A 25,255-nucleotide genomic window follows, 5' to 3' on the forward strand; every position below is an offset into this window, starting at 1 on the left:
CGTCCGGAATGCAACGGTTCCGTCGTCGTGGTTGTCTTCACCGTCATGAAGCCGTCCACGCCCCGCGCCCTGCGCGGCCCCCTCCACCCGGTCCGTCCCGTCGTCGCGCTCGTCCTCGGAGCCGTGCTCGTCACGAGTGCCTGCGGGCAGGCGACGCCGTCTCCCGGCGCGCCCACGCCTGCCGGTGACGGCGGGACGGCTGCCTCATCGGCCCCCGCGTCGTCCGCAGGCGATGCCGGTGCCGGCGGCGAGACGGTCACGGCGGGCGGTGTGCGCCTCGAGGCGACGATGGCGCCGGGCGGCCCGGAGGCCGGGTCGACGGGTGCCGGGATCGCGGCGGCTCCCGGCCTCGTCGTGGACTACACGCTGACCAACACCGGCACGAAGCCCGTCCTCGCCTCCGACGTCGTGCCCGCCGACCTCGGCAGCGCCACGCTCCCCGCGGACGTCGACCTCAAGCACGCCTGGGTCTACGAGCAGTCCGGCGTGCTGCGCCTCGGCAAGCAGGGCTTCGCGCCCGGCCCGAACGTCCGCTTCGCCGCCGCCCCCGTCATGGGCGGCCACACGATCGCCCCCGGCGCCAGCATCACCGGGAAGGCGTATGCCGTGTCGCCCCCGACGCTCGACGTGCCGAGTGAGTCGTTCGAGGCCCCGCGCACCCCCGTCGACCCGGGCGTGAAGCAGTGGCAGCTCTGCGTCCAGGTCGACGACCGCACGGCGCAGGCCCGTCCGTCCGCGGTCGGAGGTGGCGTGGTCGAGGCCCCCTCGAAGGCGCCGCAGGGCGACGAGCTGGTCTGCACCCCGCCGGCGACGATCCCGGTCGCCTGACCGGCCCGTCAGTCGGAGGCGTCGACGCTCGCGACGGCGGCTCGGCTGCTCGCGAGATGGTCGCTGAAGACCGCCGCCGCGCGGTCGGCCTCGCGGGAGCGCAGCGCCGCCACGATCGCCCGGTGCTCGGCGACCATGGCGCCCGGCTCCGTGTGCTGGTTGAGCAGCCAGGCCATGCGACCGGCGACCGGCTCGATGATCGAGCTGAGCACGCGGCTGTGGGCGAGGTCGACGAGGGCGGCGTGGAAGGCGGCGTTGGCGCCCACGGCGTCGGCGTGGCGTCCCGCGCGGGCATGGCCGTCGGCCTCGGCGACGAGGTCGTCGAGGGTCGCGAGACCGTCGTCGTCGAGCACGTCGACGAGCCGGTGGGAGAGCACGACCTCGAGGGACTCGCGCACCGCGAAGAGCATGGCGACGTCCTCGGGGTCGAGGCGGCGTACGACCATGCCCCGGGTGGCGCGCTCCTCGAGGAAGCCCTCGCGCTCGAGGGCGCGCAGCGCCTCGCGCACCGGCACCCGGGAGACGCCCAGCTGCTCGGCGACCTGCCGCTCGACGACGCGGGTGCCGGGCGCGAGCTCGCCCGACACGATGCGCTGGCGCAGCGCCCCGGTGACGGAGTCGCGCAGCGATCCCGGATGTTCCTCACGAGTAGGCATTGACCACCCCTCCTCAGTTGGTATACCAAATCGGTATACCAAAAATGGCTCGGCCCGAGCCTAACCCCTGGAGGTCCCGAATGTGCCTGCACGACCACGACGCCGCGCCGTCCCTGCCGCCCGCGTCCCTCTCGCGCCGCAACGTCCTCGCCGGGGCCGCGGTCCTCGCGGGCGTCACAGCCGCCGGGGTCGCCTCGGCCTCGTCCGCCACAGCCGCTGGTTCGGCGACGCCCCGCGGTGCGGGATCGGTCCGGTCGACGACGGCGGTCCCGCTCGTCGTCGAGGGCGGCTCGGTCGTCGACCCGCTGACCGGCCACGTCGTCGAGGACGGCGTCGTCGTCATCCGGGACGGTCTGGTGCTCGCCGTCGGCTCGCGCGACGCGACCCGACGGGCCGTGGCTTCCGTCGGCTCCGCGGCCCGCCGCATCGACGCCTCGGGGCGCTGGGTGGTGCCCGGGCTCGTCGACGTGCACGTCCACGCCAACGCGCTCGCCGACGCCCGCGCCCTGCTCCGGGCCGGCGCCACGTCGGTGCGCAGCGGCTCGTCGTCCTTCTACCAGGACGTCGCGATGCGCTCGCTGCCCGACACCGTCCCCGGCCTCGCGCCGCGCATGCGGGCAGCCGGCATCTTCGTCTCGCCGCAGCTCGGGGACTCGCTGCTCGCCGACCCCGAGCTCGCACCGCTCGCCTCGCTTCCGGGCGGCGTCACCTCGACCGACGACATCGCCCACGTGACGCGGGTCAACGTCTCCCGCGGCGTCGACGTCGTGAAGACCCGGGCCAACCCGCGAGCCGGCCTCGCCGAGCAGGACCCGCGTGAGCTCGTCTACGACCGTGAGCAGCTCACGGCCGTGGTCCGCGCGGCGAGCGGGCGTCCGGTGCTCTGCCACGCCTACAGCGCCGAGGGCATCGACGGCGCCGTGCGGGCGGGCGTCCGGAGCATCGAGCACGGCGTCTTCGTCAGCGACGCGACGATCTCCGAGATGGCCCGGCGCGACACGCACTTCACGCCGACGCTCGCCGCCATCAGCGGCATGATCGGCTCGAGCGACCCCGTCCTCGACGCCCGTGGCCGGGAGTACACCCCGATCCTCATGAAGGCCGTCCGCGAGGCCCACGAGCGCGGGGTCACCGTCGTGGCCGGCACCGACTCCTTCGGCACCGACGTCGACCCCATCGGCTCGGAGGTGCGCCTGCTCGTCGAGGCCGGACTGACCCCGCTCGACGCCCTGCGGGCCGCGACGACCAGCGCCGCCCGACTGCTCGGGTGGTCGCGTCAGGGCGGGCGGCTCGTGCCGGGTGGCTTCGGGGACCTGCTCGTCGTCGACGGCAACCCGATCGACGACGGCGGCGCGGTCGAGCGTGTCCGGGTCGTCGTCGCCCAGGGGGCCGTGGTCCGTCAGGACTGAGCTACAGGGAGTTGGCCACGTGCGCGACCGCGGAGCACGCGAACAGCAGCACCGAGCTCCCGGGTGAGATGAGAGCCGCGAGCAGGCACCAGGTCTTGACCGACCTGGAGGCAGCCCGTGCCCCGTCCCAGTCGCCGAGGGCCCACTTCGGGTTGACCTGGGTGGACTTGACGATCGCGACGATCCCGAACGGCATGAAGCAGAAGAGGGTGCACACGATCGCCCAGCCGAGGCGGGTCGGGGGTGGCGGTGCCTGGCCACTGCGGGGGCCGACCCACTCGGGGATGGGGGTGGCGGCATACGGCAGCGGGTCGACCCGGTTCGCGGGCGGCGGCAGCGGCACGCGCGGGGGGATCGAGGGCGCGGGGGCGCCGTCCGCTCGGGACGGCGCCGTCACCGCGGTCATCGGGGTGCTGCTGTCCGGCGAGTCGAGGTCGGGCAGCCACCCCGACCAGGTGTCCTGCGTGGGATCGGGTCGACGGTCGTCCATGGTCGGCGTGCTCCTGGCTCGGCGGGCCGGTCACTGGTGAGACCCGTCAGGAGCGACAGCGTTCCATGCAGAGTGCGGTTGCGGGCGCGAACCGGACGAATCGGGGATCAGATGATGCTGGGATCACCGTCCGCCGCGAGCTGCTTGCCGGCGCGCTCCCACTCGAGCATCCCGCCCTCGACGTTGGCGACGTCGTAGCCCTGGTGCACGAGCCACTGGACCGCCCGTGCCGACCGGCCGCCCATGCGGCAGACGATGGCGACGGTGTCGTCCGTCTCGGGCAGCTCGTCGATGCGCGCCGGCAGCTCCGCGAGCGGGATGTGGATGGCGTTGGGGGCGTGGCCCGCGGCCCACTCGTCGGCCTCGCGGACGTCGACGAGGACGGCGTCGTCGGGCAGCTCGGACACGGTCGTGGTGGGAATGCTCATGCCTTCCATCGTGACACGACCGCATCCGACCGACGACCGTTGGTCAGCGCCCGCCGGCGACACGCGGTGGGACACGCCGGGGTGGGCGTCGCGCGGCGACCAACGGGCGTCCGTCGGTCAGGACGCCCGGGCGGCGAGGGTGTTGAGCACGGCCGCGGCCTCGTCGGCGTCGTCGACGGTGACGACGACGTCGGGCTCACCGATGCGGTGCACGACGAGGGCCTCGCCGGCACGCGTGACGTAGCCCCGGCGGCCGTCGACCCCGATGCGCCAGCCCCATCCGCCGAACTCGCGCAGCGGCGAGACCGTCGTCGTGCCGGCCGAGGCCACGCGCTCCAGGGGCACGCGGGACCACGAGAGGCCCGCGCTCGACACCCGGAGCCCGGAGGCGTCGACCGTCACGCGGGCGGAGAGGGTGACGGCGAGCAGGGTGCCGAGGCCGAGCGCCAGCACCCACACCCAGGGCAGCCCTGCGAGCGCCACCCAGACGAGCGGCAGGCCCACGACGACCGCCAGCACCGCCGTCGGACCCACGGGCAGGCTCGCGCGACCGGTCCACGCCAGCCGCGTGGCCGGCGCGACGTCGAGCCGGCGTGCATCGGCGGGCAGGGGTGGGCGGGTGCCGGTGACGTCGGGCGGCGTCGTGCGACCCCAGCGCCAGAGCCCGATGGCGGCGACGGCGGTCAGCACGAGGGTGGGCACCACCCACTGGGGCGGGAACGCCTGCGGCACCTGGCCCGGTCGCTGCGCGACGAGGCCACCGAAGAGCAGGCCCCCGAGGAACACCGCGAGACCGCCGGCCACGGCAGCGAGGGGGCCGCGGGCCGAGCGGTGCATGACCGCGGCGAGAGCGACGAGGGCGAGCGGCATCACGGTGGTGATGACGGCCGCCGTGACGACCGCGGACGGGTAGGACTGCCAGCGGTCCGGCTCGCCGTCCAGGCCCCAGTGGACGGCCACCTGGTCCGGCACGAGGTCGCGGACGGCATACGCCAGCCCCGTGCCGACCGCGGCCACGACGGGAGCCAGCACGGCGCTCGCGACCAGGGCGTGGGTGGGGCGGCGGTCGGTGGTCATCGCTGGAACTCGCTCTCGATGAGTCGGGTGAGGTCGGTCGTGGTGGCGCCGACGCGTCGCGCCTCGGCGACGAGCTCGGCGGCGAGCGTGCGCAGGCGGGCGTCGCTCCCGGGGTCCGTCGCGCTGACGACGGCCCCGCGGCCCCGGCGCAGGTCGATGAGCCCCTCGTCGCGCAGGGACTGGTAGGCGCGCAGCACGGTGTGGAGGTTCACGTCGAGCACGGCGGCGACCTCCTTCGCCGGGGGCAGGCGGTCGCCCCTCGCGAGCCGGCCCGAGGCCATCTCGCGCCGTACGCAGGCGGCCACCTGCACGTGCAGCGCCGTGCTCGACGTGGGGTCCACCTGCCACAACATAGTTCTATTATGGCTAGAACTAACCGTCAAAGCCAGACGGCTAGGGTGGGGCCGTGAAGATCCTGTCGATCCAGTCCCACGTCGCCTACGGCCACGCCGGCAACTCGGCCGCGGTCTTCCCGCTCCAGCGGCTCGGCCACGACGTCTATCCCGTCCTCACGGTGACCTTCTCCAACCACACCGGCTACGGCTCGACGAAGGGCCCGCTCATCGCGCCCGCCGACGTCGCAGCCGTCATCGACGGTGTCGAGGAGCGGGGTGCCTTCCCGGCGATCGACGCCGTGCTCTCGGGCTACCAGGGCGCCGAGTCGGTCGGCGAGGTCGTGCTCGACGCCGTCGCGCGGGTCAAGGCGGCCAACCCGTCCGCGGTCTACTGCTGCGACCCGGTCATGGGCGACGTCGGCCGTGGCTTCTTCGTGCGCGAGGGCATCCCCGAGTACATGCGCGACCACGTCGTGCCGAAGGCCGACATCGTCACACCCAACCAGTTCGAGCTCGAGTTCCTCGTCGGCCGCGCGGTCGCGACGCAGGCCGACCTCGTCGCGGCGTCCCGCGAGCTCGTCGCGCAGGGGCCGTCCGTCGTGCTCGTCACGAGCGCCCTGACCTCCGACACCCCCGAGGGCTCGATCCAGATGGCCTGTGTCACGGCCGACGACGCCTGGGTCGTGACGACCCCGATGCTGCCGATGACGGTGCGCGGCGGGGGCGACGTGACCGCTGCGGTCTTCCTCGCGCACTACCTGACCGACGGCCCGGAGGTGGCCCTCCGCCGCACGGCGGCGACGATGTATGCCGTGCTGGAGCGCACCCACGCGAGCGGCTCCGACGAGATGCTCCTCGTCGCGGAGCAGGACGCGATCGCGCACCCCGACGAAGTTTTTGAAATCTCTTCGATCACTTGACCGTTTCGCCCCAGAGAGCGTTATAGTCGCAACGCGCCGTTCCGCATGACCACCCCTGACCGTGCGGAACGGCGCTTTTCCATGCCCTTATTCACTGGAATCCGAATCAAACGAGTTCGGATGCCATCGAGTCGGTGCCTGCGGTGGTGCCGGTGCCCGGGCTGACGACGCCCGCCGCGACGCGCCGATCGCGGTCGATCGGGACGTCTCAGGTTTTCGGTAGAGATGCGTATAGCCTCCGAGCGTGGACCCGATCACGAACCCGTACGCCCCGGGCGCGGGCCAGCGCCCGCCCGAGCTCGCCGGTCGTGACGAGCAGCTGCACACCTTCGACGTCGTGCTCGAGCGGATCGCCAGGGGTCGTGCCGAGCGCTCCATCGTGCTGACCGGCCTGCGCGGCGTCGGCAAGACCGTCCTGCTCAACGCGCTGCGCAGCTCGGCCGTGCGGGCCGACTGGGGCACCGGCAAGTTCGAGGCGCGCCCCGACCAGCGCCTGCGCCGCCCCCTGGCCGCGGCCGCCCACCAGGCCGTGCGCGAGCTGGGGCACCCGCGGGGCGAGGACGTCGACCAGGTGCTCGGCATCATCAAGGCCTTCGCGCTGCGTGACGCGCCGACCGGGGCGAAGCTCCGTGACCGGTGGCAGCCCGGCATCGACGTCCCGGCCCTCACCGGGCGGGCCGACTCGGGCGACATCGAGATCGACCTCGTCGAGCTGTTCACCGACATCGGTGGTCTCGCCGCCGACGTCGGCAAGGGCGTCGCCTTCTTCATCGACGAGATGCAGGACCTCGACCCCGACGACGTGTCGGCCCTCTGTGCGGCGTGCCACGAGATCTCGCAGTCGGGCCTGCCCGTCATCGTCGTCGGTGCCGGCCTGCCGCACCTGCCGGCCGTGCTCTCGGCCTCGAAGTCCTACTCCGAGCGCCTCTTCCGCTACTCGCGCATCGACCGGCTGCCCCGCGACTCCGCCGACCAGGCCCTCGTCGGGCCCGCCACGGAGGAGGGCTGCGAGTTCACGCCCGAGGCGCTCGACGAGATGTACGCCGTGACCGCCGGCTACCCCTACTTCATCCAGGCCTACGGCAAGGTCGTGTGGGACGTCGCGCCCTCCTCGCCGGTCACCGCCCAGGACATCCGCGTCGCCGTGCCCGAGGCGGAGTCCGAGCTCGCGGTCGGCTTCTTCGGCTCCCGCTTCGAGCGCGCGACGCCCGCCGAGCGCGAGTACCTCCGGGCCATGGCCGAGGCCGCCCTCGTGAACCCGTCTGCGGCGGAGGCCGGCCCCGACGGCGACGGGTCAGCGGGTGGCGACGCCACGGCATACGTCCGGGACGGGGTGACCGAGCGCGAGGCGGTGCCGACGTCGGCCGTGGCGGACGTGCTGGGACGCAAGCCGCAGTCGCTCTCGCCCGCACGCGACGCCCTGATCAAGAAGGGCCTCATCTACTCCGGCGAGCGCGGGCTCATCGCCTTCACCGTCCCGCACTTCGGGCGCTACCTGCGCACCCAGTCCTGAGGTCAGGGGCGGTCCCAGGTCTCGACGCGGCCGTCCCGGTGGGCGAAGGCGCGCAGCGCGTCGAGGTCCGACGGCGCTGACAGCACGTAGTCCTCGACCCACTGGGCGACGTCGGGGAATTCGCTCTGCTCGACGACCGACCGGGCCACCCGGTCGGGGTCGATGGCGGTCGTGCGCAGGTGGACGCCGTACGCGTCGAGCAGCGTCCACGGGGCCCCGCTGCTGCCGTAGGGCATGCCGATGCTGCCGCTGTTGACCACCCAGCGCCGGTCGACGAGACGGGCGAACGGCATGTGGGTGTGCCCGCAGCAGACGACGCGCACCGTGTCGGGGACTTCGGCGAGGACCCTCGCCCACTGCGCCGGGCGGGTGTCGACGAGCACGACCTCGTCGTCGTCGCGAGGGGTGCCGTGACAGAACAGCACGTCACCGACGCCCTCCAGAGCCACCGTGACCGGGTGCCGGAGCCCGTCGAGCAGATCGACGTGGGCGTCGGTGAGCCGGCCGGCCGCCCACAGGTCGACGGCCGGGGTGCCCTCCGGCAGCTGCCCTCCGCGGGCGACCGTGACGAGGTCCCGGTCGGCGTTGCCGCGCACGAGCACGACGCGGTCACCGAGCTCGAGGAGCCGGTCGAGGACCTGCGTCGGCTGCGGTCCGGCGGCGAGGTCACCCGTGACGACCACGAGGTCGGCCGCCTCGACGTCCGGTTCGCGCAGCACGGCGTCGAGGCACGGGAGGACTCCGTGGGTGTCGCTCAGCACGGCGATGGATCTCGTCATGGAACCACTATGTCAACGCCCGTTCCCGCGCGACCGTCGTCGACCGAGCGCGGTCCCGGGGGCAGGACGGGGAGTGCTCCCCGTCCTTCGCCGCGCCGCGCCGGTGCCCGCTGCCCTAGCGTCGGCCTCGGGACGCACCGCAGGCGACCGCCCGGCGGGGCCCGGGGGCCACGGCCCCACGACCACACAGGGGACACCATGAAGAAGAAGATCGCGCTCGCCGCAGCCGCGGCAGCGCTCGCCGGAGCCGTCGTGGCTACGGCACCCACGGCTCAGGCCGCCACGTCGCGCAACGGCGTCTGCGAGTCGGGTGAGTTCTGCCTCTACTACAACTCCGGCAACGGAGGCTCTCTCGTCGACCTCGCCACCAGCCAGTCGGACTACGGCACCGGGACCGGGTGCATCACCTTCGTCTCGGCCGGCAACGGCCAGGGACAGTGCGTCAAGAACAACGCCGCGTCGGTCTGGAACCGCGAGAGCGCCGTCGCGACCGTCTTCTACCGGAGTGGCTACTCCGGGGCCATCGACTCCGTCGAGCCCGGCACCAAGGCGGACTTGCGTGCCGAGCTGAAGAACGAGAACGCCGGCCACATCGTCGGTGACGCCGCCGATGACACGTTCGAGTACGGCGTCTACCACGCGGCCGGTGCCCGCGTGACGGCGTGGTTCGACGGCTACCTCAACACGCCCGGACGGCACGAGGGCATCGACGTCGCCTACGCGTCCGGTGCCGACGTCTTCGCCGTCCTCGGCGGCACGGTGACCCGCGTGACGGAGGGGAGCGACTCGACGGACGCGCTGTCCACGCTCGCGGTCTACAACGCGACCTACGCCAAGACCGTCGTCTACCTCCACCTCAACCCGCTGGGTTTCGCCGTGGGACAGTCGATCTCGAAGGGCCAGAAGATCGGCGACGAGGCGGCCCGTGGGGCGCCCGCCACGCACACCCATGTCGAGATGCGCCCCGGCCGGCAGACCGCCGCGACGTTCAGCAGCGACACGACGCTCGTGAACCCGGTGCCCACCCAGTTCTGGATGGACCGCGGCTACAACGCCTGCTGCCAGTGACGCGTGGGGGTGTGGCCGGCGCCGTCGGCCACACCCTGGACGTGGACCTCAGCCCGGGACGACCAGCTGGACCGTGTGCCACGTGGTCCGCAGTGCCGGACCGAGGACGTCGACGCCGCCGGCCATCGTCACGACGAGCCAGGCAGCGGCGAGGGTGAGCGCGGGCCCGACGACGTAGCGCTCGACGGCGTGGTCCGTGCTGAGAGCCAGGTAGTTGTAGCGGTGGCCGTGCACGGGCCAGAACAGCGGGCAGCCCTGCACCGTGGCCATGTCGCCGAGCAGGTGCACGGTGACCCCGATCGCCACGGCCCAGGGCACGACCCCGACAGGGAAGGAGTCGAGCACGGCGCCTCGGGTCAGCATCGCGCCCATGAGCAGGCAGAGCAGGGTGTGGCCCACTGTCGCGCGGACCATGGTGACGCGCAGGGCCGCCGCAGCGAGGGCGAAGAGGAACGACAGGAACAGTCCGAGGGGCAGTCCGCCGACGTTCGTCAGGTAGGCGGCCAGGCCGGTGAACGCGGCGAGGCCGACGAACGAGTGCGTCCCGTTGCGGTGTCCTCCGCTGACCAGGCCCACGCACCAAGCGAGTCCGGCCGTGAGGGGACCGAGGGAGCGGGCCGGCGTCGCGTCGGCGTGGTCGAAGTCCGGCAGCACGGCGGCGGCCGCCGCCGTGACGGCCGCGACGGGGACCGCCCACGCGTCTACCGTGACGCCGTGGTCGCGGAGCAGTGGCGTCAGGGCGAGGACTGCGACGGCGCCCGACAGGGCATGGGTCCTACCGAGCACCGCGGGCCACCGATCGCACGAGCGGAGACTCTAGCCAGCCGTGGCGAACTCCCTGACAGCGGGATCGAGTCGACGGCGCGTCTCGTGCGGGCGAATCCCATTGTGTGGCAGGGTTGCCGACCGTGTCTGATGGCTGCCTCCCCAGGATTCTGCCCTCTCGCGCCGCGGTGGTCGCGGCCGTTGCCGTGCTCGCAGGCTGCGGACTCCCGCTCCCGTCGCCCGGGGCCGGTGTCACCTACGCCTCGCCGCGCGTCGACGGGCCGTCGTCCGTCCCCGGGCCGTCGTTCGTCCCGTCGATGACTCCCGCGCAGGTGCGTGACGCCGTCACGGCGCTCGCGGCCCTCCCGATCAAGGGTCGGGCACCCCGGACCGGCTACGACCGTGAGGCCTTCGGGCCGGCGTGGACCGACGACGTCGACGTCAGCGGCGGCCACAACGGCTGCGACACCCGCAACGACGTCCTCCGCCGCGATCTCACCGCCGAGCGACTCAAGCCGGGCACGCACGGATGCGTCGTGCTCGCCGGCACGCTCGCCGACCCCTACACGGGCCGCACCATCGTCTTCACCCGCGGGCGGTCCACCTCGTCACGGGTGCAGATCGACCACGTCGTGGCGCTCGGCGACGCCTGGGTCACCGGAGCGCAGCAGCTGACGCCGACCCAGCGCACGACCCTCGCGAACGACCCGCTCAACCTGCTGGCCGTCGACGGGCCGACCAACAGCGCCAAGCGCGACGCCGACGCCGCGTCGTGGCTGCCGCCGAACAAGGCGTACCGCTGCACCTACGTGGCGCGCCAGGTCGCCGTGAAGTCGCGCTACCACCTGTGGGTCACGGCGGCAGAGGCGGTGCAGATCGCCCGTGTCCTCGCCGGGTGCTCGCGCGCGCGTTGAGCGGGCCACGCCGACCGGCGGGCATGGGGGAAGGGCCGGGCCCCACCTGACTGCCAAGCCGTGAGGGAGGGGTGGAGTGGCAGCCAATCCCGGCCCTTCCAGTAGGACACGGTACGGGACGAGGCGCGCTCGTTGGGCAGAATCGCCGGACGATTCGTGCCGATTCGCCGTCATCGGGCCTGACCGGCCTGCTCACCGCGCGAGCGGGCCCGCTGCTGCGCCATCTGCTCGTCGAACTCCTCGCGCCAGCTCTCGCTCAGTGACATGCCCTGCGTCAGCGCCACCTCCGTCGACAGCTCGACGGGGAAGCCGTAGGTGTCGTGGAGCACGAAGAGGTCCGCGCCGGTGATGCCGGTGTCGCGGTGGCTCTCCAGCCGCTCGAGCCCGCGGCGCAGCGTCCTTCGGAACGCGTGCTCCTCCCGCGCGAGCACCGCGACGACGTCGTCGGCGGCAGCGGCCACCTCGGGGTAGGCGGCGGCGTAGACCTCGGCGACCGTGGGGACGACGTGCGGGAAGAAGTTGTCGTCGATGCCCAGGTCGACGGCGAACCGGACGGCCCGGCGCACGAGCCGGCGCATGACGTAGCCCTGGGCCTTGTTGCTCGGCCGCACGCCGTCGACGGCGAGGAACGTCGCGCCGCGGAGGTGGTCGGCGATGACCCGCATCGCGAGGGTCTCGTCGTCGTAGGCGCGCCCCGACAGCTCCTCGAGCCGCTCGACGATGGGCCGCAGCAGGCTGATGCGGAAGACGTCGGGCGAGTCGATGGCCGCGGCGGCGATGCGCTCGAGCCCGCCGCCGTAGTCGACGTTGCGGCGCGGCAGCGGCTCGAAGCCGGTCTCGGTGCGGCGGTACTCCATGAAGACGGAGTTGCCGAGCTCGATGAACCGGCCACAGTCGCAGTTCTGGTGGCAGTGCGCGCCGTAGGCAGGGTCGTGCTCGACGTGCGGGAAGAGGTAGAAGGCCTCGGTGTCGGGTCCACCGGGCTCACCGACCGGCATGTCATCGGCCGATCCCTCGCGACACCACCAGTTCTTCTTGCCGTAGAAGGCGATCCGTGCGCCGCCGGTGCCGACCTCTGCGGCGTGCTCCTCGGTGTCGACCTCGACCTGGTCGGCACTCACCCCGGCCTCGGCGAAGAGCCGCGTCCACACCGCGGCCGACTCGTCGTCCTTGGGTATGCCGTTCGCCGCGTCCCCGATGAAGCACGACACGTAGAGCCGGGCCGGGTCCAGGCCGACCGTGTCGGTGAGGAAACCCCAGAACTGGGGGAGCTGCTCGTCCTTGAAGTAGTCCCCGAGGCTCCAGTTGCCGAGCATCTCGAAGAAGGTCGTGTGCCGGTTGTCGCCGACCTCCTCGATGTCCTGGACGCGCAGGCAGGTCTGGCTGTCGACGAGCCGGCGCCCGCCCGGGTGCTCGGCGCCGAGCAGGTAGGGGAGCAGCGGCTGCATGCCGCTGCCGGTGAAGAGGGTGGTCGGGTCGTCGTCCGGGACGAGCCGCGCACGCGGGATGACCGCGTGGCCGTGCCGGGCCAGGTGGTCGAGGAACGCGCTGCGGATCTCGTCTGCGTCCATGTCCTGATTCGACACCCGGGACGCTCGATCCACCAGTCGGTTTCGCGACGGGCCACTCGGGCAGGCATGCTCGTCGCATGCGCCCGCTCGTCGACCTCGTCCTCGTCGTGGCGCTCCTGGGTCTCGCGATCCACGCCGCACGCACCGATCCCCGCCGCTGGCGCACCGGGGTCCTCCTCCTCGGAGCGATCTGGGCCGCGCTCTCGGCGGTGGGGGTGGGCGTGCTCGTCCTGCCGTGGGCCGCGTCGGTCGTGCTGGGGCTCCTCTTCGTCGGCAACGGTCTGCGACTGGTGCGTCCCGAGGGCCGCGGCCCGACCAACGTCGTGGCGCTCGTCCTCGGCCTGGCGATGCTTGCCGCGACCGTCGCCGCCATCGGGCTCGTCGGGTCCGGCACGTCCGGCACGGCGGGCACGTCGGGTCCGGCCGTCGTCGGCGCGGTCGTCCTGCTGCTGCCGGGCTACCCGGCGCTCGCGTTCGCCGGCTACGCGCTCTACTGCCTGACGTACCGCCGCCACAGCGTGCGGCCCGATCCCGCGGCGGTCGTCGTGCTCGGGTCGGGGCTCGTGGGCGGCACGGTGCCGCAGCTGCTCGCCCACCGGCTCGACGCGGCCGCCGACGCCTGGCGCGCGGAGCGCGACCGTGGTCACGACCCGCTGCTCGTCCCGAGCGGTGGGCAGGGCGACGACGAGCCCATGGCGGAGGGCGTGGCCATGACCGCCTACCTCGTGGCGCACGGCATACCTCCCCAGTCGGTCGCGACGGAGGACCGGGCGACGACGACCGAGGAGAACCTGCTGCTGTCGCGCGAGATCCTGCGGTCGCGGGGGCTCTGGGCCGCCGGCCACCTCCGCGTGGTCACGAGCAACTACCACGTCGGGCGTGCAGCCCTGCTGACCCGGCGCCTCGGCATCGACGCCGACGTCACCGGTGGCCCGACGGCGTGGTACTTCCTACCGAGCGCCTTCCTGCGTGAGTTCCTCGCGGCGCTCACGCTCCACCCGCGCACCAACCTCGCGGGGCTCGGCCTCTGGGCCGCGTTCACGGCCTACCTCGCGTATGCCGTCCTGCCCGGTTGACGTCGCGCCGCCCCGTCAGGGCGTGGCGGGCTGCTGCTGCGCCAGGTCGTCGCGCAGCACGCGCTTGAGCAGCTTGCCGCTCTGGTTGCGGGGCAGCTCGTCGACGAAGTGGATCGCCTTGGGCAGCTTGAACGGTGCGAGGGTCGCGCGGGCGTGGTCGACGAGCTCGGTCTCGGTCACCGTCTGCCCGTCGCGGAGGACGACGACGGCCGTGACGGCCTCGACCCAGCGCTCGTGGGGGGTGGCGATGACGGCCACCTCGGCGACGGCCGGGTGGGTGTAGAGCGCGTCCTCGACCTCGCGTGAGGCGACCATGACGCCGCCGGTGTTGATGACGTCCTTGATGCGGTCGACGACGGTGAGGTAGCCCGCGTCGTCGCGGGTCACGAGGTCGCCGGAGTGGAACCACCCGTCCCGGAAGGCCTCCGTCGTCGCGTCCTGCTTGTTCCAGTAGCCGGTGCACAGCTGGGGTGAGCGGTAGAGCAGCTCGCCCGGTTCGCCCGCCGGGACGTCGCCGCCCTCCGGGTCGACGACGCGCGCCTCGACGAAGAGGACGGTGCGGCCGCACGCCTCGGGTCGCTCGGCGTGCTCCTCGGGTCGCAGCACCGTCGCCAGGGGACCGATCTCGGACTGGCCGAAGCAGTTCCAGAAGCCGAGCGCGGGCAGTCGCTCCTGGAGCCGGTCGCGCACCGGGACCGGCATGATCGAGGCGCCGTAGTACGCCTTGCGCAGCGAGCCGAGGTCGGCCGTGTCGAGGGCCGGGTGGTTCGACAGCGGCACCCAGACGGTCGGCGCGAGGAAGAGCGACCCGATGCCCTGCGAGGCGACCCGCTCGAGGATCGTCGCGACGTCGGGGCGCGGCAGCAGGTGGTTCGTCGCGCCCACCGCGAGGTAGGGCAGGAGGAAGACGTGCATCTGCGCCGAGTGGTAGAGCGGCATCGAGTGCAGCGGGGCGTCGTCCTCGCGCAGGTCGAGACCGACAATGCACGAGACGTACTCGTGGACGAGCGCGCGGTGCGTCATCATCGCGCCCTTCGGCTGCGAGGTCGTGCCGGACGTGTAGAGCAGCTGGACGATGTCGGTGTCACGCGTCCCGACGTCGAGCACGGGCACGTCGCCCTCGCTCCAGCCCGGCAGCACCGCGTCGTCGCCGCCGTGGAGCAGCAGCACCTGCTCGAGGTCGGTGTCGCCGCGCACGGCCTCGACGGAGGGCCGCAGCGCCACGTCGACGAGCGCCACCCGGGCGCCCGAGTCGCGCAACAGGTAGGTCAGCTCGGGTCCCGTGAGGGCGTAGTTGATCGGGACGTGCACGAGGCCCGCCCGGGCGCAGCCGAGGTAGGCGAGCAGGTAGGCGTCGGAGTTGACCCCGACCGTCGCGACGCGGTCACCGGCGGCGAGCCCGAGACCCAGCAGGTGCGCGGCAGCGCGGCTCACGGCGTCGTCGAGGGCGGCATACGTCCACGTGCGGTCGTCGAAGACGAGCGCCACGCGCTCGGGGTGACGCGACGCGCTGCGGCGGACGATGTCGTCGACGGTGCTCGAGGTGATGGCGCTCATGGGGTGTCTCCGTGGGTCGGGCGGTCGGGATGCGGTGCGGCGAAGGCGGCGAGCAGGGCGCCGGCCTCGGCGCCTGCCGAGAGGCGCGCGATCGTCGCGGCCTCGTCGGCGAGCTGGGCGGCATACGTCCGCTCGCCCGACCGGCGCAGCAGGCGGGCCGCCTCACCCACGGCCTCGCGCGGCAGGGCGGCGATGGCGGCGACGACCTCACCGGCTCGGGCGTCGAGCGTCTCGGCGGGGCACACCTCGGTGACGAGCCCCCAGTCGAGCGCCGTCGCCGCGTCGATCGGCGTGCCGGTGAGCAGGAAGAGAGCGGCCCGCCGTGCGCCCACCGCGGCGGGCAGGAGCGCGCTCACGCCGCAGTCGGGCGACAGTCCGACGGAGGGGTAGGCCGCCACGAACGTCGCGTGGTCGGCGGCGAGCACCACGTCGGAGGCGAGGACGAGACCCACGCCGGCGCCGGCGGCCGCACCCTGGACGACGGCGACGACAGGAGTCGGCAGCGCCCGCAGTGCCGAGAGCACCTCGTGCAGGACGCCGGCCAGCTCGGCGACGAACGCCCGGCGCTCGGGGGCCGCGGCCATGGCGCGAACGTCTCCCCCGGCGCAGAAGAGCCGGCCGTCAGCACGGATGACGACCACGTGCACCCGCTCCGAGGCGCTCGCGATCCCGGCGACCGCGTCGCGCAGCGCGAGTGCGGTGGGCAGGTCCACGGCGTTGCCGGCGTCGGGTCGCGCGAGCCGGATCGTGGCCACGCCGCCGGACACCGACAGCATCGGCACCGTCGTCGTCACGGGTTCATCCTGCCTCCCGTGGCGCCGGTTGGGCAGGCCAGGGCCACGGGAAGGACAGAGGGCGTATGCCGTCCGGCGCGGCCCCGGGGCCCGTACAGTGACTGGGCATGGACTTCGTGACGCGAGGCTTCCAGGGGCGCCCACGTGGCCGCGACGAGCGGCTGCCCCCGGGGCAGTACCTCACCGGCGACTTCCCGGTGCTGTCGGCCGGACCGACGCCCGGCGTCGACCACGACGAGTGGGAGCTCTGGGTCGCGACCGAGGACGGCACCCGCCACACGTGGTCGTGGCAGGAGCTCATGGCGCTCCCGGCCGAGACGGTCACCGTCGACATCCACTGCGTCACGAGCTGGTCCAAGCTCGACACCGAGTGGCGCGGCGTCTCGCTCGACACGCTCCTCGCCGACGTCGAGACCGCTGCCGACTTCGCGCTGGTGCACAGCTACGGCGGCTACACGACGAACCTGCCGCTCGAGGACCTCCTCGACGGGCAGGCCTGGGTCGCCTACGCCTACGACGGCGACGACCTCCGCCCCGAGCACGGCGGCCCGGCAAGGCTGCTCGTGCCCCACCTCTACTTCTGGAAGTCGGCGAAGTGGGTGCGCGGCATCGAGCTGATGCTCGAGGACTCGCCCGGCTTCTGGGAGCAGCTCGGCTACCACGACTACGGCGACCCATGGCGCGAGCAGCGGTACCAGGGGGACTGAGCGCCCGGCGCGCGTGGCGGGACGCCGCGCTCGTCGAGCGCCGGCCCGAGACGCGGAGCGCCGTGACGCTCGTCCTCGACGTCGACGGCTGGCCCGGACACCTGCCCGGGCAGCACGTCGACGTGCGGCTCACGGCCCCCGACGGCTACACCGCGACGCGGAGCTACTCCGTCTCGGCCCCCGAGCGGGCGAACCGGGTCGAGCTGACGGTCCAGCGGGTCCCGGACGGCGAGGTGTCGGGCTTCCTCGCCGACGGGCTCGCCGTCGGCGACGCGGTGCGCCTGCGCGGCCCCGTCGGCGGCTGGTTCGTCTGGCGCCCAGGGCAACCCGGGCCGGTGCTGCTCGTGGCCGGCGGCTCGGGGGTCGTGCCCGTCATGGCGATGCTCCGGGCGCGCGACGTCGGGTCACCGCCGTTCCGGCTCGTGTACTCGGTCCGCGACCCCGACGACGTCATCTACCGCGACGAGCTCGCGGCGATCGCCGCCACGGACGGCGCCGACGTCCACCTCGTCCACACGCGCCGGGCACCCGAGGGTGACGCGCGGCCGACCGGGCGCCTGCGGGAGACCGACCTCGTGGCGGCCGGCTGGGGCGGTGACGACCCGCCCACCTGCTACGTGTGCGGCCCGACGGGCTTCGTCGAGAGTGCCGCCGACCTGCTCGTCGGCCTCGGCCATGCGGCCGACCGCATCAGGACAGAGAGATTCGGGCCCAGCGGCCCGTGAAGGAGGACCTCCCATGACGATCCCGGGGCACCCAGGCGCGGAGGCGGCATACGACGGCAACCTCATGGCCGGTCCGCTGTCCGAGCTCTTCGCACTCGACGTCACCGTGGCGGTGGTCCGGTGCCGCGGCTGCGGCTCGTCGACGGAGGTCGCGACGCTCCGCGTCTACGGGCCCGAGCCCGGTCTCGTCGGCCGGTGCCCCGGCTGCGACGACGTGCTGCTCCGCGTCGTCCGCACCCCAGACGCGGTGTGGCTCGACCTCGGGGGCGTCACCTCGCTCCGCGTGCCTGCCCCTCGCGTTGCGCCCGCCGGGGACGGGGACGAGTCGGCTCGAACCTGACATCCCGACGAAACCGGGTCAGCGGACCCGCCTGGGTCCAGACTGGTGTGGTGATCGGCGCGGAGTTCGAGACCGTCCTCGCCGGCGCACGGAACGGTGACGAGGTCGCGTTCGCACGCTTGTGGCGCGACCTCAACCCACCGTTGCTGCGCTACCTGAGTCTGGGGGGAGACACCGCTGACGAGGTCGCCGCGGAGACGTGGTTGACCGTCGTCAGGGGACTCGACACCTTCACGGGTGACGAGACGGGTTGGCGTGCCTGGGTCTTCACGACCGCACGCCGCAGGGCGGTCGATGCTGCCCGCAGACGAGGGCGCGAGGCCAGGTTCGGCCGACAGCACGCCGAGTGGGTGGCGACGGTCCGGGACTGTGCTGACGACGTCGTCGACGCGCTGACGACGCAGGAGGCCGTGGCCCTCGTGCGCCGGCTCCCTCCCCTGCAGGCCGAGGTCGTGCTGCTACGGGTCGTGGCGGGGCTGCCCGTGAGCGAGGTGGCGGACGTGCTGGGACGCACGCCCGGGGCGGTCCGCGTCGCCGCACACCGCGGACTGCGTGCGCTCGCCGACCTCGTCGCTCCGGCCGGTGTAACGCTGGCCGAGGCTGCAGCGCTTCGTGAGTGACATGGGCACGACCTGGTGGCACGAGAGGAACCGAGGGCGTCGCGACGACGTTCCCGCGTCTCCTGCCGGACCTCACCGGGGCGAGCCGGGACGCGACCGGATGCGCGACCCGTCGCTCGCCCCGGTGATCCGGGCGCTGACCGCCGAGCCGAGTGAGCCTGAGCTCGACGGCATCGGGCCGGCTCTCGCCGAGCTCCGGGCGCGGGTCGCGCAGGCGTCGCCCGGACCGAGGAGACACCGGATGCTCGCGGCGGCCCTCGGCGCCAGGCTGGGCGCCACCCTCGGTGGAGTGGCGGCCGGCCTCGTCGGGGTGGGCACCGTGCTGCTCGTCTCCACGCACCTGCCGAGCGGCGCCCAGCTCCCCGCGGGCCTCGACGGACCCGCCCAGCCGCACCCGGCTGTCGTCAGCGCGACGGCACCTCCTCGAGGCCCTGACGCGAACGGGCCCGCCAAGCACGGCCTGTGCACGGCCTGGACGGCCCGGTCCACCCACGGCTCCCAGGGCAAGGTCGACGGGTCTGTCGCCTTCGCCAACCTCGTCGAGGCCGCGGGTGGTGCGGACAAGGTCGCCGCGTTCTGCGCCGACGTGCTGAAACCGCGGGCGTCGGGCGGCCCCGGCAGCGGCAACGGGGCGGGTAAGGCGAACGGCAACGCCAAGGGCAAGTCGAACGGCACGGCGGCGGACAAGGGGAAGGACAAGGCGGAGAAGCAGCCGGACGGCACGCCGACCGACGAGCCGACCGACACGGCGACCGGCACGCCGACGCCGACGGCGCCTGCGCCGACGACAGCGCCGACGACAGCGCCGACGACGCCTGCGACCACGCCGGCGACGCCTGCGACGACGCCAGCGACGTCACCGGCCACCACCACGGGCACGCCGGTGCCGCAGGGATCCGCGACCGTGGAGCCGGGCCAGACCGTCGGGCCCTGAGGGCGGGGAGGGTGTGGGCGTGTGCCGAGGGGGTTTCGGCACACGCCCACTCGGTGTGGGTGCGCGCGGGACCCGCGCGCACCCACCCGGTCAGCCCTGCAGGCCCGCCTCGATGGCGGCGATGATGCGCGGACGCATCTCGTGCGCGTCGATGACGGCGTCGACCGAGCCGACCGAGACGGCGCGGTGGATGCTGTGCACCGCGTCGAACTCGGAGGCGACCTGGCCGAGCTTCTCGGCGCGCACCGATGTGCGCAGCTCGGCGACCTCGGTGGCCAGACGCGCGCGCTCGACGCCGGAGGCCGAGGCGAGACGTCCCTCGAGCTCGGTGACGCGCGGGTCGGACGCCGTGCGGGCGTCGACGTCGCGGGAGAAGACGACGGCCGCGGCGGGGGCGCCACCGAGCACCGACGCGAACGACCCCTCGACGGCGAGCACCGTCATGCGCGGGTTGAGCGTCTTGGAGAAGACGACGAACGCGCCACCGTGGTAGCGGGACACCACGGTGAAGACGATCGGGCCGTCGAAGTTGACGATGGCCCGGCCGATCTCGGCGCCGTACTCGAGCTGGAGGCTGCGCATCGACTCGGGTGAGCCGTCGAAGCCCGAGAGGTTGGCGAGGACGACGACCGGTCGGTTGCCGCTCGCGGCGTTGACCGCGCGCGCCACCTTCTTGCTCGACCGCGGGAAGAGCGTGCCGGCCGTGTAGGTGTCGGGGCCGTCGGTGGGCGGGAAGCCGCGGCGCGGCACCGACTTGGACTCGATGCCGATGAGGGTGACCGGGATGCCGCCGAGGTGGGCGTCCTGCACCACAGCCGTCTCGGCGTCGGCCATGCCGGCCCACCGCTCGAGCGGCTCGTGGTCCTGGTCGCTGACCGCCCGCATCAGGGTGCGGATGTCGAAGGGCTTCTTGCGGTCCGGGTTGGTGAGCGAGCTGAAGATGTCGCCGACCGTCTTGAAGCCGGAGTCGGCCAGCTCGTGCGGGAAGAGCGTCACGTCGCGGTGCGACGGGTCGCTCGTGCTGACCCGCCGGGGACCCGACTCGCCGGGGCTGACGTACGCGTGGTCGTAGTGCGCCATGAGGATGGCGCGGGCGCCCGCGAGGTCCTTGGCCCAGTACTGCGCCTGGCCGTTCGGGCCCATGACGCGGTCGTAGCCGCCGATGCCGAAGTTGTCCTCGGCCGAAACGCCGCCGGAGAAGTCGAGCGACTGCTTGCCGGTGAGGACCATGGCGCTGTCGGGCGTCATGACGAGGATGCCCTTGGTGTGCATGAGCATCGTCGCCTCGGCGTTCCAGTAGGGCTGGGCGCCGACGTTGATGCCGGCGACGACGATGTTGATCTCGCCGCCCGCCTGGGTGAACTCGATGATCCGCTTGAGGGCGCGGGCCACCCAGTCCATGTTCTCGGTGCCGGAGTCCATCGAGATGCGCGCGCCGGCGGACAGGGAGTACCACTCGAGTGGCACCTGGAGGCGCTCGGCGAGGTCGATGGCCGCGATGACGCGGGCGCACTCGGCCTCGGCGACCGAGCCGAGCGAGCGGAGCGGGTCGCCGGAGAGGACGACGCGGGTGACGCCCTCGGGGTGGCGGACCGTCGGCGAGCTGACGACGGCGACGATGATGCCGGCCTTGTTGAGCCCCTGCGGGCGGTCGACCGGCACGAGCGTGCCCGAGTCGTCGAGGTCGTGCTCGACGACGGTGCCGCCGTCGCCGGCGATCATCGACTGGAGCTCGTAGGGGTAGACGAGACCGCGGCGCCGGGCGCGGACGACCTTGGAGGCGTAGTCGTCGAGCGGCTTGAGCGGCTCGGTGGGCGGCGCGCCGAGGGTGCCGGTGACGCCGGAGCCGGGCTGGTAGAAGAAGCGACCTGCGATGGGGAGCGGGGCCTCGCCGGGCGCGCCCGCGACGTTGGCCTGGACGAGCACCTCCTCGATGCCGGCGCCGGCCGTGACGGGCGCGATCCTGCTCTGCAGCGCCGTCAGCTGGCCGAGGTCGGCCTCGATGGTCGGCCAGATCTGGACCCACACGTGGTTCATGTCGAGCCTGGAGCCCTTGGCGCCGCGGCTCGCGCGGACCCGGCGGATCGCCTCGAGGCAGTTGGCGATGGCGCGCTCGACGTGCGGCAGGCCGGAGACCTGCCCCGACTCGTCGCGCACGACGACGATCTGGCGCACCTGCGCCAGCGCCACGAGGCGGTGGTCGTCGGAGTTGTCCCTGGCGACGCACTCGTAGAGCAGGACGTCCTCGGGCGCCTCGAGCCGCGTCACGTCGAACGAGGTGAGGCGCCACAGGTTGAGGCGCCGCCCGACCATCGGGTGCACGCCCCGCACGAGGCGGTCCTCGGCGAGCGTGCCGTCGACGGGGCGGAAGGTGAAGTAGCCGACGGGGCCTCCCCGGCCCGCGCTCACGGCGACGGCCACGCGACGTACGTCCTGGGCGAAGGGCAGCTGCTGGAGCAGCGTGGCGAGCTGCTCGCTCGCGGCGTCGGGGGACTCGGGCTCCTGCGGCCAGCGCAGGTAGAGGTCGACGACCGACTGGAGCCCCGTGGCGCGCGACCACACGTCGTTGGAGACGGCCGCGTCGAGCGCGCTGCCCGGCACGAGCTCGTCGACCCCGCCGATCGTCGACGTCAGGTGGGTCGGTCGGTCGTCGAGGGTGTAGTCGGCCACGGCGAAGGGCCGGCCGCCCTCGGAGAAGGTGCGCAGGCCGTGCAGCTCGTGCTCGCGGTAGTGACGCTTGATGAGCACCTCGAGCATCGGCTCGTGCTCGGGCAGCCGCTCCGGCGACTCCTCGTGGAGGCGCTCGGTGAGGAAGCGCACGATCTGCTCGGGGATCGCCGCGAGCTCGTCGATGCGGGCCGTGTGGTCGGGCGCGTCGGGCTCGGCCGCGAGCGTCGCGAGCTTGTCGCGGACGCCGGCGAGCACGCTCTGGCGCTCCTCGTCGACGAGCGGCTGGTCGAACCAGCGGAAGCGGACGCTGCGGGCGAGGTCGCCGATGACGGGGAAGCGCAGCTGGGTCGCGACGACGAGGCGGTCGAGCGCCTCCCGGGCGGCGACGTCGAGCGGCGCGGCCGGGATCGGCTCGGCGAGCCAGCGCTGGAGGATCGACGTCGCGAGCTGGACCTCGGGCGCCGAGCGCTGCTGGGCGAGGAAGACGCGGAAGACGGCCTCCTCGAGGTCGGGTGTGCGCTCGAAGTCGGTGACGCCGTAGTGGAGCAGCACGCGGGCGAGCTTGTCGCGGAAGTCAGCCGAGAGGCCGGCGCGGTCGACGTCGAGGCTCTGGAGGTAGGAGTGGAAGTGCTCGCGCGGGCTGTGCACGAGCAGCTCGGTGTGCCGCTCCTCGGCCGCGGGGCGGTTGCGGCTCAGCTCGGCGAAGTCGGTGAGCAGGTCGAGGACCGCGATCTCCTCGGCGAGCGGGATGGTGCCGCTGGCGGCGAGCTCGTCGCGAGCCGTGAGGTAGCCGGCGAGCACCCTGCGGTCACCGCTGGGGTCTCCGTCGAAGCCGAGGACGCTCGCCGAGAGGTCCTCGATACCGCGGTCGACGCGCTCGCGCACGCTCGCGTGACCCGCGCTCGAGTCGGGCAGGTCGAGGTCGACGGTCTCGGTGGCCGCTGTCTCGGCGACCTCGGCCTCGTCGCCGGTGGGCTCGAGGCGCACGAGCGGCGCGCCGGTCTCGACCTGGCTGCCGACGCTGACGAGGAGCTCGCGGACGCGCGCCGCGAAGGGCGCCGGCAGCACCGTCTCCATCTTCATCGACTCGAGGACGAGCACCGGAGCACCGGCGGCCACCTCGTCGCCGACGGCGGCCGGGGTCGCGACGACCAGCGCGGGCGCGGGCGACCGCACGACGCCGCCCTCGTCACGCGAGACGCGGTGGGTGACCCCGTCGACCTCGACGAGGTGGACGGGTCCGTGGGTGGCGGTGACGAGGCGGTGCGCGCGTCCCTCGACGACGATGCGGCCGGCATACTCGTCGATGCGGTCGAGCGTCGCGTCGACGACGTGCTCGTCGGCGCCGTTGGTGATGGAGACGCGGTAGCGGTGCGACGCGGTGCGCAGCACCATGACCTTGTATGCCGTGCCGCGCAGCTTGAGGTCGATGGCGCGGCCGACCGTGTGCTGCACCTGCGGGCGGCCACCGCGGGCCGACGCGAGCAGGCGGGCCCGCTCGATGGCCTCGGCGTCCTCGTAGGCCTCGATGCCGGCGGCGACGAGCGCGACACCGGAGTGGCGGTGCGAGACGAGGCGGCCCTCGGCGCGGACGCGGTCGATCCAGCCGGTGTCGGCCGAGCCGTCGATGATCTCGGGCTGGTCGAGCAGGTCGAGGATGAAGCTCTTGTTCGTCGAGCCGCCGTCGATGACGACGGTCGTCTCGGCCATGGCGCGGCGCAGGCGGGCGAGGGCCTCGTCGCGGTCGCGGCCGTGGGCGATGATCTTGGCGATCATCGAGTCGAAGTCGGCGGGGATCGAGTCGCCTTCTCCCACACCGGTGTCGACGCGGATGCCGGGGCCGGCGGGGAACTGGAGCAGGCTGATGTGGCCGGGGCTCGGCGCGAAGTCGCGGTCGGGATCCTCGGCGTTGAGGCGGGCCTCGACGGCGTGGCCGCGCTGGGTGGGTCGCCCGCCGGGGAGGTCGTCGAGGCGGCCGCCGTTCGCGACATGGATCTGGAGCTTGACGAGGTCGGTGTCGGTGACGACCTCGGTGATGGGGTGCTCGACCTGGAGGCGGGTGTTGACCTCGAGGAAGGCGAAGAAGCGCTCGCCCGGGTGGTAGAGGAACTCGACCGTGCCGGCGCCGGCGTAGCCCACGGCGATGGCGAGGCGCTCGGCGCTCGTGCGGACCTCGTCCTCCTGCTCGGGGCGCAGCACCGGCGACGAGGACTCCTCGATGACCTTCTGGTTGCGGCGCTGCACCGAGCAGTCGCGCACGCCCACGGCCCACGCCGAGCCCTGGCCGTCGGCGATGACCTGCACCTCGATGTGGCGGGCGCCGGTCACGAGCTTCTCGAGGAAGACGACGCCCGAGCCGAATGCGCGCTGCGCCTCGTCGCGGGTGCGCTCGTAGGCGTCGGTGAGGTCGGCGTCGGAGTCGACGCGACGGATGCCGCGGCCACCGCCACCGGCGGTCGCCTTGAGCATGAGCGGGTAGCCGATGCGCGCGGCCGCGGCCTTCGCGTCCTCGAGGGTGTCGACGCCGCCGCGGCTCCACGGAGCGACCGGCACGCCGACCTCCTCGGCGATGAGCTTGCTGCCGATCTTGTCGCCGAGCTTGCGCATCGCGTCGGGGCTGGGGCCGATGAAGGTGACGCCGACGCGCTCGCACAGGTCGGCGAACGCGGGGTCCTCGGCGACGAAGCCCCAGCCGACCCACGCCGCGTCGGCGTTCGTCGCGCGCAGGGCGCGCTCGAGGACGGCGTGGTCGAGGTAGGGGCGCGCCGAGGCCGGCCCGAGGTCGTACGCGTGGTCGCTCTCGCGGACGAACATCGCCCGCCGCTCGCCCTCGGTGTGAAGCGCGATCGTCTCGATGCGGTGCCCGTCGCGGCCTGCCGCGGCGTTGAGGTCCCGCACCGCGTGGATGAGCCGCATGGCGGCCTCGCCGCGGTTCACGATGGCGATGCGCGAGATCATCGGTGCTCCTTCAGACGGGGGTGGTGTCGCACCCTGCAGCCTTCCACGCCTGCCGTGTGACCGGCGAGTAGACAGGCAGAGTCGTCGGGTCGCCGTGAACCGCGCGTGGGTCAGGCGAGGG

23 protein-coding genes are annotated in these 25,255 nt (G+C 73.3%); 12 read left to right on the forward strand and 11 right to left on the reverse strand.

The window, feature by feature from the left end; genetic code table 11:
- Positions 1-27 precede the first annotated feature (27 nt).
- Positions 28-828, forward strand: a complete 801-nt coding sequence (locus ASG96_RS20545) for a hypothetical protein (RefSeq protein ID WP_056755166.1) — start codon at positions 28-30, stop codon at positions 826-828.
- An 8-nt stretch (positions 829-836) separates the two neighbouring features.
- Here ASG96_RS20545 and ASG96_RS20550 read toward each other — a convergent pair whose 3' ends face one another.
- Positions 837-1,484, reverse strand: a complete 648-nt coding sequence (locus ASG96_RS20550) for a GntR family transcriptional regulator (RefSeq protein ID WP_056755169.1) — start codon at positions 1,482-1,484, stop codon at positions 837-839.
- A gap of 80 nt (positions 1,485-1,564) precedes the next feature.
- On the opposite strand from ASG96_RS20550, the gene ASG96_RS20555 reads away from it, so the two are divergent.
- Positions 1,565-2,893 (forward strand): amidohydrolase family protein, encoded by a 1,329-nt coding sequence (locus tag ASG96_RS20555; protein WP_057589162.1) that lies wholly within the window; start codon positions 1,565-1,567, stop codon positions 2,891-2,893.
- A gap of 1 nt (position 2,894) precedes the next feature.
- Here the strand turns inward: ASG96_RS20555 and ASG96_RS20560 are convergent, their stop codons facing one another.
- The 4 genes from ASG96_RS20560 to ASG96_RS20575 all read right to left on the reverse strand — a co-directional run bounded on the left by ASG96_RS20560 (position 2,895) and on the right by ASG96_RS20575 (position 5,241).
- Positions 2,895-3,383: a CD225/dispanin family protein gene (locus tag ASG96_RS20560; protein WP_056755175.1), complete on the reverse strand. Its 489-nt coding sequence runs from the start codon at positions 3,381-3,383 to the stop codon at positions 2,895-2,897.
- Positions 3,384-3,490: 107 nt separating this feature from the next.
- On the reverse strand, positions 3,491-3,820 hold the full coding sequence (locus ASG96_RS20565) for a rhodanese-like domain-containing protein (RefSeq protein WP_056755178.1): 330 nt from the start codon (positions 3,818-3,820) through the stop codon (positions 3,491-3,493).
- Positions 3,821-3,928: 108 nt separating this feature from the next.
- Entirely contained in the window at positions 3,929-4,888 is a 960-nt protein-coding gene (locus tag ASG96_RS20570; protein ID WP_057589163.1) for a DUF1648 domain-containing protein, read from the reverse strand.
- Entirely contained in the window at positions 4,885-5,241 is a 357-nt protein-coding gene (locus ASG96_RS20575) for a GntR family transcriptional regulator (RefSeq protein ID WP_056755185.1), read from the reverse strand. Before ASG96_RS20575 ends, ASG96_RS20570 begins: the two co-directional genes overlap by 4 nt.
- 53 nt (positions 5,242-5,294) lie before the next feature.
- Between ASG96_RS20575 and pdxY the strand changes: the two genes are divergently transcribed.
- Entirely contained in the window at positions 5,295-6,143 is an 849-nt protein-coding gene (gene pdxY, locus ASG96_RS20580; RefSeq protein WP_056755187.1) for a pyridoxal kinase PdxY, read from the forward strand.
- 244 nt (positions 6,144-6,387) lie between these two features.
- Complete coding sequence (locus ASG96_RS20585) at positions 6,388-7,656, forward strand: ATP-binding protein (protein ID WP_056755193.1); 1,269 nt, start codon at positions 6,388-6,390, stop codon at positions 7,654-7,656.
- Between the two features lie 2 nt (positions 7,657-7,658).
- On the opposite strand, the gene ASG96_RS20590 is transcribed toward ASG96_RS20585, so the two are convergent.
- Entirely contained in the window at positions 7,659-8,435 is a 777-nt protein-coding gene (locus ASG96_RS20590; protein WP_057589164.1) for a metallophosphoesterase, read from the reverse strand.
- A 198-nt stretch (positions 8,436-8,633) separates the two neighbouring features.
- On the opposite strand from ASG96_RS20590, the gene ASG96_RS20595 reads away from it, so the two are divergent.
- Complete coding sequence (locus ASG96_RS20595; RefSeq protein ID WP_057589165.1) at positions 8,634-9,503, forward strand: peptidase inhibitor family I36 protein; 870 nt, start codon at positions 8,634-8,636, stop codon at positions 9,501-9,503.
- A 48-nt stretch (positions 9,504-9,551) separates the two neighbouring features.
- Here the strand turns inward: ASG96_RS20595 and ASG96_RS20600 are convergent, their stop codons facing one another.
- Positions 9,552-10,289, reverse strand: coding sequence for a metal-dependent hydrolase (locus ASG96_RS20600; protein ID WP_057589166.1), 738 nt, complete (start codon positions 10,287-10,289; stop codon positions 9,552-9,554).
- Positions 10,290-10,411: 122 nt separating this feature from the next.
- Here ASG96_RS20600 and ASG96_RS20605 point away from each other — a divergent pair, with 122 nt between their 5' ends.
- Positions 10,412-11,182: an HNH endonuclease family protein gene (locus ASG96_RS20605; protein WP_235509243.1), complete on the forward strand. Its 771-nt coding sequence runs from the start codon at positions 10,412-10,414 to the stop codon at positions 11,180-11,182.
- A gap of 170 nt (positions 11,183-11,352) precedes the next feature.
- Here ASG96_RS20605 and ASG96_RS20610 read toward each other — a convergent pair whose 3' ends face one another.
- On the reverse strand, positions 11,353-12,753 hold the full coding sequence (locus ASG96_RS20610; protein ID WP_057589167.1) for an alanine--tRNA ligase-related protein: 1,401 nt from the start codon (positions 12,751-12,753) through the stop codon (positions 11,353-11,355).
- 77 nt (positions 12,754-12,830) lie between these two features.
- Here ASG96_RS20610 and ASG96_RS20615 point away from each other — a divergent pair, with 77 nt between their 5' ends.
- Entirely contained in the window at positions 12,831-13,829 is a 999-nt protein-coding gene (locus ASG96_RS20615; RefSeq protein ID WP_057589168.1) for a YdcF family protein, read from the forward strand.
- Positions 13,830-13,844: 15 nt separating this feature from the next.
- Here ASG96_RS20615 and ASG96_RS20620 read toward each other — a convergent pair whose 3' ends face one another.
- Both ASG96_RS20620 and ASG96_RS20625 read right to left on the reverse strand, forming a co-directional pair.
- On the reverse strand, positions 13,845-15,386 hold the full coding sequence (locus ASG96_RS20620) for an acyl-CoA synthetase (protein ID WP_057589169.1): 1,542 nt from the start codon (positions 15,384-15,386) through the stop codon (positions 13,845-13,847).
- On the reverse strand, positions 15,383-16,180 hold the full coding sequence (locus ASG96_RS20625) for an enoyl-CoA hydratase/isomerase family protein (protein WP_200962730.1): 798 nt from the start codon (positions 16,178-16,180) through the stop codon (positions 15,383-15,385). Before ASG96_RS20625 ends, ASG96_RS20620 begins: the two co-directional genes overlap by 4 nt.
- A gap of 107 nt (positions 16,181-16,287) precedes the next feature.
- Between ASG96_RS20625 and ASG96_RS20630 the strand changes: the two genes are divergently transcribed.
- From ASG96_RS20630 to ASG96_RS20650, 5 genes are all read left to right on the forward strand, one after another.
- Positions 16,288-16,887, forward strand: coding sequence for a sulfite oxidase-like oxidoreductase (locus ASG96_RS20630; RefSeq protein WP_056755214.1), 600 nt, complete (start codon positions 16,288-16,290; stop codon positions 16,885-16,887).
- Complete coding sequence (locus tag ASG96_RS20635) at positions 16,857-17,612, forward strand: ferredoxin reductase (protein ID WP_057589170.1); 756 nt, start codon at positions 16,857-16,859, stop codon at positions 17,610-17,612. The genes ASG96_RS20630 and ASG96_RS20635 overlap by 31 nt, the downstream gene beginning before the upstream one ends.
- A 13-nt stretch (positions 17,613-17,625) precedes the next feature.
- Positions 17,626-17,952: a DUF6510 family protein gene (locus tag ASG96_RS20640; RefSeq protein WP_057589171.1), complete on the forward strand. Its 327-nt coding sequence runs from the start codon at positions 17,626-17,628 to the stop codon at positions 17,950-17,952.
- 50 nt (positions 17,953-18,002) lie between these two features.
- On the forward strand, positions 18,003-18,572 hold the full coding sequence (locus ASG96_RS20645; protein WP_057589172.1) for an RNA polymerase sigma factor: 570 nt from the start codon (positions 18,003-18,005) through the stop codon (positions 18,570-18,572).
- A 100-nt stretch (positions 18,573-18,672) separates the two neighbouring features.
- A complete protein-coding gene (locus ASG96_RS20650) occupies positions 18,673-19,506 on the forward strand; it encodes a hypothetical protein (RefSeq protein ID WP_057589173.1) in 834 nt (277 codons plus the stop codon).
- 90 nt (positions 19,507-19,596) lie between these two features.
- Here the strand turns inward: ASG96_RS20650 and ASG96_RS20655 are convergent, their stop codons facing one another.
- The gene (locus ASG96_RS20655) at positions 19,597-25,134 is read right to left on the reverse strand and encodes a carboxyl transferase domain-containing protein (protein ID WP_056755229.1); all 5,538 of its coding nucleotides are present in this window, start codon (positions 25,132-25,134) and stop codon (positions 19,597-19,599) included.
- Between the last annotated feature and the right edge of the window lie 121 nt (positions 25,135-25,255).

The sequence above is a fragment of the Terrabacter sp. Soil810 genome (assembly GCF_001429645.1).
Classification (GTDB): Bacteria; Actinomycetota; Actinomycetes; order Actinomycetales; family Dermatophilaceae; genus Terrabacter.